General features: G+C 64.5%; 10 protein-coding genes and 1 pseudogene. 9 read left to right on the forward strand and 2 right to left on the reverse strand.

Features of this window, described 5'->3' with window-relative positions; translation table 11 throughout:
- The 3 genes and pseudogenes from AXW67_RS43975 to AXW67_RS13155 form a co-directional block, all read left to right on the forward strand.
- Positions 1-299: pseudogene (locus tag AXW67_RS43975) on the forward strand (oxidoreductase); the annotation flags it as partial.
- Between the two features lie 270 nt (positions 300-569).
- Positions 570-1,073: a GFA family protein gene (locus tag AXW67_RS13150; RefSeq protein ID WP_063678225.1), complete on the forward strand. Its 504-nt coding sequence runs from the start codon at positions 570-572 to the stop codon at positions 1,071-1,073.
- A gap of 121 nt (positions 1,074-1,194) precedes the next feature.
- Positions 1,195-2,856: a thiamine pyrophosphate-binding protein gene (locus tag AXW67_RS13155; RefSeq protein WP_063678226.1), complete on the forward strand. Its 1,662-nt coding sequence runs from the start codon at positions 1,195-1,197 to the stop codon at positions 2,854-2,856.
- A 249-nt stretch (positions 2,857-3,105) separates the two neighbouring features.
- Here the strand turns inward: AXW67_RS13155 and AXW67_RS13160 are convergent, their stop codons facing one another.
- Positions 3,106-4,485, reverse strand: coding sequence for an LLM class flavin-dependent oxidoreductase (locus tag AXW67_RS13160; protein WP_063678227.1), 1,380 nt, complete (start codon positions 4,483-4,485; stop codon positions 3,106-3,108).
- A 233-nt stretch (positions 4,486-4,718) separates the two neighbouring features.
- On the opposite strand from AXW67_RS13160, the gene AXW67_RS13165 reads away from it, so the two are divergent.
- The 6 genes from AXW67_RS13165 (at position 4,719) to AXW67_RS13190 (ending at position 10,435) form a co-directional block, all read left to right on the forward strand.
- Entirely contained in the window at positions 4,719-6,104 is a 1,386-nt protein-coding gene (locus AXW67_RS13165; protein ID WP_063678228.1) for a M20 family metallopeptidase, read from the forward strand.
- An 84-nt stretch (positions 6,105-6,188) separates the two neighbouring features.
- Positions 6,189-7,100: an amino acid ABC transporter substrate-binding protein gene (locus AXW67_RS13170; protein WP_063678229.1), complete on the forward strand. Its 912-nt coding sequence runs from the start codon at positions 6,189-6,191 to the stop codon at positions 7,098-7,100.
- Positions 7,101-7,219: 119 nt separating this feature from the next.
- The gene (locus AXW67_RS13175) at positions 7,220-7,951 is read left to right on the forward strand and encodes an amino acid ABC transporter permease (RefSeq protein WP_063678230.1); all 732 of its coding nucleotides are present in this window, start codon (positions 7,220-7,222) and stop codon (positions 7,949-7,951) included.
- 2 nt (positions 7,952-7,953) lie between these two features.
- On the forward strand, positions 7,954-8,646 hold the full coding sequence (locus tag AXW67_RS13180) for an amino acid ABC transporter permease (protein ID WP_027552006.1): 693 nt from the start codon (positions 7,954-7,956) through the stop codon (positions 8,644-8,646).
- Between the two features lie 8 nt (positions 8,647-8,654).
- The gene (locus tag AXW67_RS13185; protein WP_027552005.1) at positions 8,655-9,386 is read left to right on the forward strand and encodes an amino acid ABC transporter ATP-binding protein; all 732 of its coding nucleotides are present in this window, start codon (positions 8,655-8,657) and stop codon (positions 9,384-9,386) included.
- A gap of 188 nt (positions 9,387-9,574) precedes the next feature.
- Positions 9,575-10,435, forward strand: coding sequence for a D-amino-acid transaminase (locus AXW67_RS13190; protein WP_063678231.1), 861 nt, complete (start codon positions 9,575-9,577; stop codon positions 10,433-10,435).
- A gap of 91 nt (positions 10,436-10,526) precedes the next feature.
- On the opposite strand, the gene AXW67_RS13195 is transcribed toward AXW67_RS13190, so the two are convergent.
- Positions 10,527-11,894, reverse strand: coding sequence for an IS30 family transposase (locus tag AXW67_RS13195; RefSeq protein WP_201723621.1), 1,368 nt, complete (start codon positions 11,892-11,894; stop codon positions 10,527-10,529).
- Between the last annotated feature and the right edge of the window lie 47 nt (positions 11,895-11,941).

Here is an 11,941-nt window from a genome sequence, read left to right on the forward strand (position 1 = left end):
CGGGCCGTGCCGAGGTCAACTGGCAGAACGTGCCGTCGGCGATGGTGCTGTTCCGCCCGCTCTATGGCGGCGTGCTGATGACCGCCGGCGGCTTCACCGGCGAGACCGCGAATGCGGCGATCGCCGATGGCCATGCCGACCTCATCGCCTTCGGCCGCATCTTCATCTCCAACCCCGATCTGCCGCGCCGCCTTCAGCAGGATTATCCGATCACGCCATACAACCGCGCGACGTTCTACGGCGGCGAGGAGAAGGGCTACACGGACTATCCGGTGTATGACGAGCTGACGCCGGCGTAAGTTATTCCCGTCATTCCGGGGCGACGCGACGGGACCGCGCGAAGCGCGGCCCGGGAGCGTCGAGCCCGGAATCCATTTCTCCGCCTGAATATGAGGCGCAATGGATTCCGGGCTCGCGACTTCGTCGCGCCCCGGAATGACGAGCTTGATTTGTTGCGCGACCGCCAGCACAATTTCCGTCATTGCGAGCGCAGCGAAGCAATCCAGACCGTTTCCGACGAAAGACCCTGGAGTGCTTCGCTACGCTCGCAATGACGATGAGGAAACACCATGGCCAAAGCCGCAGTTGCCGCAGGAATCGCCACCGGCCAATGCCTCTGCGGCAAGGTCACCTTCGAGATCGACGTGCCCGCGCGCTGGGCCTGGCACGACCACTCCGCCGCCAGCCGCCGCGTTCACGGCGCGGCCTATGCCACCTATGTCGGAAGTTGGAAGAAGCGGTTTCGCATCACGTCCGGCAAGACTGCTCTCACCCGCTACGAGGACAAGACGACGAAGACCGCGCGCAGCTTCTGTTCCCATTGCGGCACGCCGATCGCCTATGAACGTCCGCGCGGCCCACACATGGTCAACATCCCCCGCGCGCTGTTCACCGAGCGTACCGGCCGCCAGCCGCTCTATCACATCGCCATCGAAGAGCTGCAGGAATGGGCCTATACCGGCGAGTCGCTGGTGCCGCTGAAGGGCTTTCCCGGCGTTGTGTGGCAGCGCTCGAAAAAGAAGAAGCGCGCACGCGGCGAAGATCCGTTCGAGCTCGGGCGCGAGGAGATGTAGCCACACCGCGCACTCCGCTCGTACGCAACGCAGCCATGACCGCGCTCCATTGCGTGCATCCTCCGACTTCGGCCATCATGCCTCCCGTCCTCCGGCAACGTCCGCGAGGCCTGGAGGAAACATGAAGAACAAGATCACCGGCCGCTCCGCCTTTCTCGCGCTGCTCAAGGACGAGGGCATCACCCATCTGTTCGGCAATCCCGGCACCACCGAGCTGCCGATCATGCATGCCCTGAAGGATCATCCCGACCTCACCTATGTGATGGCGATGCAAGAGAGCCTGGTTGTCGCGATCGCCGATGGCTACAGCCGCGCCTCCGGCAGGCTCGTCGCCTGCAACGTCCACGTCGCGCCCGGTCTCGGCAATGCGATGGGCTCGCTCTACAACGCCCAGTTCACGGGCACGCCGATGATCCTCACCGCCGGCCAGCAGGAGCAGGGCCACGGGCTGATGGAGCCGGTGCTCTATGGCCCGCTGGTGCGCATGGCCGAGCCGCTGGTGAAATGGGCCGTCGAGGTGACGCGGCTGGAGGATTTGCCGCGCATCGTGCGCCGCGCCGCCAAGGTTGCGACCACGCCGCCGACCGGGCCCGTGTTCATCTCGCTACCCGGTGACATCCTGAACAGCGAAGCCGGCATCGACCTCGGCCGCTCCACGCGCATCGATGCGCGCACCAAGCCATCGGACGAAGCGCTGAAGGCGTTCGCCGTACGTTTGCTCAAGGCCGAGCGGCCCGTGATCGTTACCATGGACGAGGTCGTCAAGAGCGATGCGCTGAAGGAAGCGGCCGAGCTCGCCGAGTTGCTGGGCGCTGCCGCCTATCAATCCTCAACGCCCTACGGCGCGCATTTTTTGTCCGAGAGCCGGAGCTTCGTCGGCACGCTGGCGCGCGTGCAGAAAGTCGCGCGCGATACGCTCGCGCCTCATGATCTCTTGATCGCACTCGGCGGCGATCCCTTGCGCATGTCGGTCTACAGCGAAGTCGATGCGCTGCCGGATGGGCTTGGCGTCGTGCAGATCGGTCTCGCCGATTGGGAGATCGCCAAGAACTACGGCGCCGAGATCGCGCTGAAGGCCGACGTGAAGGAGACGCTGCGTGCGCTGATCCCGGTGCTGAAAGAGATGGGCGGCGCTGCACTGGCGGAGCGCGCAAAGCAGCGCCTCGCCGAGCTCGCGCCGAAGAACTGGATCGCGCGGCGCGCCGCGCTGGTCGAGCAGATCGGCAAGAGCGCCGGCCGGACGCCGATCGATCCGGACTTCCTGGTGCTGCAAATGGTCGAGGCCATGCCCGGCAATGCCATCCTCGTCGACGAAGGCCTCACCTCCAGCCGCCAGATCACGAACCTGCGTCCGCATCGCGACCGCTACGGCTATCACGGGCTCGCCTCCGGCGGCATCGGCTGGGGTCTGCCGGCCTCGGTCGGCGTCAGCCTCGCAAATCCGGATCGCCCCGTCGTGTGCTTCTCCGGCGACGGCAGCGCGATGTATTCGATCCAGTCGCTGTGGACGGCGGCGCACCACAAGCTGCCGCTGAACGTCGTCATCGCCAACAACGGCGGCTACCGCATCATCAAGCAGCGCCTGCTCGCCTTCCATGGCGACGACAATTATGTCGGCATGGATTTCGCCGATCCGCCGGTGGATTTCGTCGGCATCGCCAAGTCGCTGGGCTGCGAGGCGATCAAGGTGAGCGATCCCCGCGAGCTGAAGGCGACGCTGGCATCCACGTTCAACCGGCCGGGGACGAAGGTGATCGAGGTGATGGTGGACGGGAAGGTGTAGGCGGCGCCGCGCGCTCCGCTCTGCTCCCCCCTTGCGGGGGAGGGCAGGGGAGGGGGGTCGCCCAGGAAAAGGTGTCGCCGTCGTCGAGAACGAGTCTCGCCTCACTGAGAGAGTGTGCCGTGTGGCACCCCCCTCCCTAGCCCTCCCCCGCAAGGGGGGAGGGAACGGAGTTGTATCTGCGGCGCCGACAGAGCGAACCGGCGGGCCTCTCGCAGAATCCGCAACACAACCCCATGCAAAGTAGCGGCCTTACCCCGTCTTCCCCACCCGATACCCCGCCGCCGGATGCGGCGCGTCGAGCCGCGCGCGTCCCTGGCCGAACAGCTTCTCCCGCAGCGTACCCTGTGCATACTCAGCCTTGTAGCGGCCGCGCCTGGTCAGCTCCGGCACCAGCATGTCGGCGATGTCCTCGAAATCGCCGGGCGAGATTGCGAAGGCGACGTTGAGTCCGTCGACATCGGTCGCCTCGAACCACTCCTCGATCTTGTCGGCGACGATCTCCGGCGTGCCGATCACGACGGGGCCGGCGCCGCCGATGCCGACATGCTCGATGACGTCGCGCACGGTCCAGACGCGATCGGGATCGGCGCGGGTGACGTTGTCCATCGCGCTGCGGCCGGCGTCGTTCTGGACGTGACGCACCTGCTGGTCGGGGTCGTAGCCGGAGAAGTCGACGCCGGTCCATCCCGACATCAGCGCCAGCGCGCCCTCGGGGCTGATGTGACGGCGGTAGTCCGCGTACTTCTCCTTCGCCTCCGCCTCCGTCCGTCCGAGGATGATCGTCATCATCGAGAACATCAGGATTTCGGCGGGGTTGCGGCCGAGCGCGGCCGCCTCCTGGCGGATCGCGGAGACGCGCGGCCCGATCACCTTGGCCGACGGCCCGGACATGAACACGCATTCGGCGTGGCGCGCTGCGAACTGCCGGCCGCGCGGCGAGGTGCCGGCCTGGTACAGCACCGGCGTGCGCTGCGGCGACGGCTCGCTCAAATGGATGGTGTTGTTGATGCGGTAGTTCGCGCCCTCGTGGTTGACGCGATGAACTTTTGCCGGATCGGTGAAGATGCCGCGCTTGCGGTCGCGCAGCACCGCATCGTCCTCCCAGCTGCCTTCCCAGAGCTTGTAGACCACCTCCATATATTCGTCGGCGATGTCGTAGCGGTCGTCATGCCCGGTCTGCTTGTCCTTGCCGGCGCCGCGCGCGGCGCTGTCGAGATAGCCGGTGACGACGTTCCAGCCGATCCGCCCTTCGGTGAGGTGATCCAGCGTCGACATCCGCCGCGCGAACGGATAGGGCGGCTCGAAGGACAGGTTGCTGGTGACACCGAACCCGAGGTTCTGCGTCACCGCCGCCATCGCCGACAGCAAGAGCAGCGGTTCGTTCGACGGCGTCTGTGCTGCATTGCGCAAAGCTGCGTCCGGACTGTTGCCGTAGACGTCGTAGACGCCGAGCACGTCGGCGAGGAACAGCCCGTCGAACCGGCCGCGCTCCAATGTCCGGGCAAGATCGAGCCAATAGGGCAGGCGGTTATATTCGGCGGTGCGGTCGCGCGGATGGGTCCACAGGCCCGGCGATTGGTGTGCGACGCAATTCATCGCAAATGCGTTGAGCCGGATTTGCTTGGCCATGGTTTTGTCCTTCGGCGCCCTATGCCTGACGCTCTTCGAATGCTAACAGTGCGCTCGATTTTGGCGAAGTTCTTGCATGGTCCCGCCATTGGCAAGGCCAAAATCGAGAAGCACTCCTGCCTTGGCAAGCCAATCTCAAGAGAGCAAGAACGAAATCCCCACGCCCCGCCACTTTCGAAGGTCCACCGATCTCGGGTAGGCTCCTTCGCCGCGAAACGCCGAAAAAGCAAGCAATGACCAGAGCCGACGCCATCGCCCGCGCCCGCAACGACATTCAGTCCGGCGCGTTCCTCACTGAGCTCGACCGCCGCGTCGCCTACCGGACCGAGAGCCAGAACCCGTCGCGCGGTGCCGAGCTGCGCGCTTATCTGGAACAGGAGATGCAGCCCGCTTTCGCGGCGCTCGATTTCGAAAGCCGCCTGGTGGAATCCCCGAGCGGCAAGGCGCCGTTCCTCATTGCCGAGCACCACGAGAGCGCCGCGGTGCCGACCGTGCTGATCTACGGCCATGGTGACGTCGTCGACGGCATGGAAGGCGAGTGGCGCGAAGGCCGCGATCCCTGGCGTACCACCACGGCCGGCGCGCGCGTCTACGGCCGCGGCACCGCCGACAACAAGGGCCAGCATAGCATCAACATGGCGGCGCTGCGCGCGGTGCGTGAGGCCCGCGGCGGCAAGCTCGGCTTCAATGCCAAGTTCATCGTCGAGATGGGCGAGGAGATCGGCTCGCCCGATCTCGGCAAGGTCTGCGATCTCCACCGCGACGCCCTCAAGGCCGACCTGTTCATGGCCTCCGACGGTCCGCGCCTGTCGGCCGACCGTCCGACGCTGTTCCTGGGATGCCGCGGCGGCATCCGCATCCATCTCGACGTGAACCTGCGCGATGGCGGGCACCATTCCGGCAATTGGGGCGGCGTGCTCGCCAACCCCGCCACCATTCTCGTCAACGCCATCTCAACGCTGGTCGACGGCCACGGCCGCCTCCAGCTCGAGGCCCTGAAGCCGCCGCGGCTCACCAACCAGATCCGCAGCTATCTCGCCGACGTGCAGGTCGTGCCGACCGAGGACGAGCCGGCGCTCGCCGACAATTGGGGCGAGGAGGGGCTGTCGCCCGCCGAACGGCTCTACGCCTGGAACACGCTCGAAGTCTTGGCGATGTCATCAGGCAACATCGGGAAGCCGGCGAACGCCATTCCCGGTCATGCCAACGCCGTGCTGCAACTGCGTTTTGTCGTCGGCACCAGGATCGACGGGCTGGTCGAGGCCATCCGCGCGCATCTGGTGGAGAACGGCTTTCCGATGGTCGAGGTGCGGGCGGCGCAGAGCTTTGCCGCCTCGCGCACTGATTTCGACAGCCCCTGGATCAAATGGGCGGCGGACTCGGTGCAGAAGACCACCGGCAAGGCGCCGGCCGTGCTGCCCAATTTCGGCGGCTCGTTGCCCAATGACGTGTTTTCCGAGATACTCGGACTGCCGACGATCTGGGTGCCGCATTCCTATCCCGGCTGCTCCCAGCATGCGCCCAATGAGCACATCCTGCTTCCGCTGACCGAAGAGGCCTTGACGGTGATGGCCGGCCTGTTCTGGGATCTCGGCGAATTGCCCAAGCCGCTATCCTGAGCCGCGATCCAGTCGAAAGTCACATTCTATTCCGGCCCGATTTGTGCTTGCATCCGCCCGCATCATCCTGAAAGGGGAAGAAAAGTGAAACATTTCCGTAGCATCGGCCTCGCACTCGCCGCGACCTTCGCCGTCAGCCAGGCCAGTGCCGAGGAGCTGACCGGTACGCTGAAGAACATCAAGGACACCGGCGCCATCACGCTGGGCTTCCGCGACTCCTCGATCCCGTTCTCCTATCTCGACGACAACCAGAAGCCGGTCGGCTTCGCGATGGACATCTGCTACAAGATCGTCGACGCCGTGAAGAAGGAGCTCAAGCTCGACAAGCTCGAGGTCAAGCTCAATCCGGTGACCTCGGCGACCCGCATCCCGCTGATGGCGAACGGCACGATCGACCTCGAATGCGGCTCGACCACCAACAATGCCGAGCGGCAGAAGCAGGTCTCCTTCACCAACACCCACTTCCTCACCGCCAGCCGCTACGTGTTCAAGAAGTCGAGCGGGCTGAAGTCGATCGACGACCTCAAGGGCAAGACGGTGGTCTCCACCGCCGGCACCACCAACATCAAGCAGCTCACCGAGGCCAACGTTGCGAAAGGCCTGGGCGCCAACATCATCCCGGCCAAGGACCATGCCGAAGCCTTCCTGATGGTCGAGACCGACCGCGCGGTTGCCTTCGTGATGGACGACATCCTGCTCGCGAGCCTCGTCGCCGGCTCGAAGTCGCCGGACGACTACGCGATCTCCAAGGATGCGTTCTCCAAGCCGGAGCCCTACGGCATCATGCTGCGCAAGGACGATGCGCCGTTCAAGAAGGTGGTCGATGCGGCGACCGCCGCTCTCTACACGTCCGGCGAAGGCCAGAAGATCTACGACAAGTGGTTCACGCAGAAGATCCCGCCGAAGGGCCTGAACCTCAACACGCCGATCTCCGACGAGCTGAAGCACGAATTCGCCAAGCCCTCGGACTCGCCGAATCCGGACGATTATAAGTAAGCTTCGATCCCTGGAGGATCACGACCATCATGTCCGGCCATTCCAGAAATCAGAATGGCCGGACATTTGCATAGACGTTCACGATATTTGTAAATTTGACGCGCTCGCGCGGGGGACACGTGAACTACAACTGGAACTGGGGAATCTTTTTCCAGCCGAACCCGATGGGGACCGGTACCTATCTCGACTTGCTGTTGTCGGGACTGGCGCTGACCCTCGAGACCGCGGTGCTGGCCTGGATCATCGCGCTGGTCACCGGCTCGATCGTCGGCGTGATGCGCACGCTGCCCTCGAAGGGGGCCTACTGGTTCGGCTTTGCTTACGTCGAATTCTTCCGCAACATGCCGCTGCTGGTGCAGTTGTTCCTGTGGTTCTTCGTGCTGCCGGAAATCCTGCCGAGGGCCGCCGGACTGTGGCTGAAGCAATTGCCGAATGCGCCGTTCTGGACCGCTTCGATCGGCGTCGGCCTGTTCATGTCGGCGCGTGTGGCCGTGCAGTTGCAGGCCGGCATCGGCTCGCTGCCGCGTGGGCAGAAGCAGGCGGCCACGGCGCTGGGTCTCACGACCGTGCAGGGTTATCGCTACGTGCTGCTGCCGATGGCGTTCCGCATCATCCTGCCGCCGCTGACCTCCGAGTTCCTCAACACCATCAAGAACACTGCGGTGGCGATCACCATCGGCTTGCTCGAGCTGACCGGACAGGCGCGCTCGATGCAGGAGTTCTCGTTCCAGGTGTTCGAGGCCTTCACCGCCGCGACCATCCTCTACCTCCTCGTCAACGCCGTCGTCGTCACCGGCATGCGCATCCTCGAGCGCTATGTCGCGATCCCCGGCTACATCACGGGGAAATAGCGATGCTCGGCAATTTCGATTTCGACGTCATCCGCCGCTCACTGCCCTATCTGTTCTACGAGGGCATGACGTTCACCCTGACGCTGACGGCGCTCTCCGCGCTCGGCGGCCTGATCTTCGGCACGGCGATCGCCCTGATGCGGCTGTCGGGCTATAAGACACTCGGGCGCATCGCCGGCCTCTATGTCGACTTCATGCGCTCGCTGCCGCTGGTGCTCGTCATCTTCTGGTTCTACTTCCTGGTGCCCTATATCGGGCAGTGGCTGACCGGCGCCTCGCGCCCGATCAGCGTCGGCGCCTTCGCCTCCTCGCTCATCACCTTCATCATGTTCGAGGCGGCGTATTTCTCCGAGATCATGCGCGCCGGCATCCAGTCGATCTCGCGCGGCCAGCCGGCGGCGGCAAATGCGCTGGGCCTCACCTATGCGCAGACCATGCGCTACGTCGTGCTGCCGCAGGCCTTCCGCAACATGCTGCCGGTGCTGCTGACCCAGACCATCGTGCTGTTCCAGGACACCTCGCTGGTCTACGTGCTCTCGATACCGGATTTCCTTGGCGCCGCGAGCAAGGTCGCGCAGCGTGATGGCCGTCTGGTCGAGATGTATCTGTTCGCGGCCTTCGTCTATTTCACCATCTCCTGCGTTGCGTCCTTCGGCGTCCGCCGCCTGCAGTCGCGCATCGCCATCATTCGTTAGAGCCCGTCATGATCGAGATCAGTCACGTCGACAAATGGTACAGCTCCGCGTTTCAGGTGCTGAAGGATTGCACCACCAGCGTCGCCAAGGGCGAGGTGGTGGTGGTGTGCGGCCCATCGGGCTCTGGCAAGTCCACGCTGATCAAATGCGTCAACGCGCTGGAGCCGTTCCAGAAGGGCGATATCACCGTCGACGGCACCAAGGTCAACGATCCCAAGACCAATCTGCCGAAGCTGCGCGCCCGCGTCGGCATGGTGTTCCAGCACTTCGAGCTGTTTCCGCACCTGAAGATCATCGACAATCTCTGCCTCGCCCAGGAGAAGGTGCTGGGCCGGGGACATGACAAGTCCGTCACCAAGGCGATGATGCTGCTGGACCGAGTCGGGCTGAAGGAGCATGCGCAGAAATTTCCCGCGCAGCTCTCCGGCGGCCAGCAGCAGCGCGTCGCCATCGCGCGCGCGCTGGCGATGGATCCCATCGCCATGCTGTTCGACGAGCCGACCTCGGCGCTCGATCCCGAGATGATCAGCGAGGTGCTCGACGTCATGGTCGATCTCGCCCGCGAGGGTATGACCATGATGGTCGTCACCCACGAAATGGGCTTTGCCCGCAAGGTCGCCAACCGCGTGATCTTCATGGACCGCGGCGAGATCGTCGAAGACGCGCCGAAGGACGATTTCTTCGGCAAGCCGCGCAGCGACCGCGCGCAGAAGTTCTTGTCCAAGATTCTGTCGCATTGACCGCTGTCGTCATTCCGGGATGCGCCGAAGGCGCAGGCCCGGAATCCATTGGGCGGCAGTACGCGAGGTGAAATAGATTCCGGGCTCGTCGCTTCGCGCCGCCCCGGAATGACGAATAGAGGGGTGATCGCCACCCTCAATTGGCGTATAAGCGCGCCAAATTCCCCCTTCCCGCCAGGAGACTTCCCTTGGACTCGATCGCCTACGTCAACGGCTCATTCGTCCCGCTCTCGGACGCCAAGATCTCGGTCCTCGACCGCGGCTTCCTGTTCGCCGACGGCATCTACGAGGTCGCGGCCGTGCTCGATGGCAAGCTGGTCGACAATGCCTCGCATCTGGCGCGGCTGGAGCGCTCGGTCGGCGAGATCAAGCTGAAGCTGCCAGTGACGGTCGAGCGCATCACCGAGATCCAGAAGGAGCTCGTCGCGCGCAACAAGGTCGCCAACGGCCTCGTCTATCTCCAGGTGACGCGCGGTGCCGACAAGGGCCGCGACTTCGCATTCCCCAAGAGCGACGTGGAGTCGAGCCTGGTAATGTTCACTTCCGAGAAGGACATTGTTGGCGCGGCCTCGGCCAAGACCGGCATCAATGTCATCACGGTCCCCGACATCCGCTGGGAGCGACGCGACATCAAGAGCGTGGCGCTGCTCGCGCAGGTATTGGCGAAGCAGGCCGCGGCGGAGGCCGGCGCCGGCGAAGCCTGGATGCTGGAAGACGGTTTTGTCACCGAGGGCGGCTCGTCCTCGGCGTTCATCCTGACCCAGGACGACGTCATCGTGACCCGCCAGAACTCCAACGCGATCCTGCCGGGCTGCACCCGCAAGGCCGTGGTCGCGCTCGCCGAGGAACGTCAGCTCCGCGTCGAGGAGCGCGCCTTCACGGTCGCAGAAGCGCTCGCCGCGAAGGAAGCCTTTGCCACCTCGGCCTCGCTGTTCGTGCAGCCGGTGGTCGCGATCGACGGCAAGAAGATCGGCGACGGCAAGCCCGGCCCGATGGCGACGCGGCTGCGGGAGATCTATGTGGAGTTCGCGAAGGTGACGGCGGTTTAGCGACCTTTGCTCGCAGACGACGAGGGGCGCGCCACGGTCGCCACACACTCCGCCGTCATCGCCCGGCTTGACCCGGCGATCCAGGGCGGATTCAACCGCTCGTCGCAACACTCCGTGTATCGCTCACTCGGAGCAATTCGTCGAGGGTTTCTGCCGGTGTTTTCCAGCCGAGGGTTTTGCGGGGCCTTGTGTTGAGTGCAAGAGCCACGGCCTCCAGATCATCGGCATCGTGCATGCTGAGATCCGTCCCCTTTGGAAAGTACTGGCGCAGCAACCCATTCGTGTTCTCGTTGGTGCCGCGCTGCCACGGGCTGTGAGGGTCGCAAAAGTAGACCTGCACGCCTGCATCGATCTTCAGACGCGCGTGCTGAGCCAGCTCAGCTCCTTGATCCCAGGTTAGAGACCGCCGCAGTCGCTCGGGCATGGTGAAGATTGCGCGGGTGATGGCGTCTCGCACCGCCTCAGCGCCATGTCCGGCGAGTGCAGGTCCATTCTTCACGCGAGCATCCTGTTCCTGACCGGTCATGCGCGGCAAATGCAGCAGAATGGTAAAACGGCTCGTGCGCTCCACCAAAGTGCCGATCGCGGAACTACCGAGGCCCATGATGAGGTCACCTTCCCAGTGACCCGGCACAGCTCGATCGGCAGCTTCCGCCGGACGTTGACTGATCATGATCTCGGAAGGAATGAAGCTTCTGCCTTTGCGGGCGCGCGCCCTCGGCATCCGCAAGGCCCGCCCAGTGCGCAAGCAGGCCGTCAGTTCACGGCGCAAAGCTCCTCGACCCTGCACATAAAGGGCCTGATAAATTGCCTCGTGACTGATGCGCATCGTCTCATCCTCGGGAAAGTCGAGCCGAAGTCGCCGAGAAATCTGTTCCGGGCTCCATGCCGTCGCCCAGCGTCGGTTTTGCCGATGCACCGCCCGGCGGCCCTTCCACACGACCTTCGGGCCAACGAGGAGCGCCCCGTCTGGCTTAGCGATCATACCGGCAAGCCTGTCCTGCACATAATCCCGCAGGGTCGGGTTGATTGCCAACTTCGCAAACTTGGGCCGTCGGGCGGACTGATCAGCATGCCATTGTGCCGTGGTCGCCCGGTACTCTGGAGCGCCATGGCGGCGCGCCACATTGCGACGGAGCTCACGGGAGATCGTGCATGGAGGCCGGCCGAGCTGACGAGCGATGGCTCGCACCCCATGCCCCTGCGCGCGCAAGATGGCAATCTCCTCACGTTCGGCGAACGACAGGTAGCGCTCCGACCGAGGTTTGGACGATCGCGACAAATGTGTTGGCGGCATACCGCCCGCCCTCCGGAACCAGCGTACTCCGACCGACGGCGACACCCCGGCCTCAACCGCAGCATCCCCGCTCGATCGCCCCAAGGCAATCGCAGTCCAGAACGGTCTATAATCTTCTCGTAGGACCTCTCGGGGACGATCTGTCCGCACACGCTTCTCCATCGCAACCTCTTTTGCTCGAGTGTTGCGACGAGCGGTTGAATCCGCCC

The sequence above is a fragment of the Bradyrhizobium neotropicale genome, assembly GCF_001641695.1.
In the GTDB taxonomy this organism is placed as follows: Bacteria; Pseudomonadota; Alphaproteobacteria; order Rhizobiales; family Xanthobacteraceae; genus Bradyrhizobium; species Bradyrhizobium neotropicale.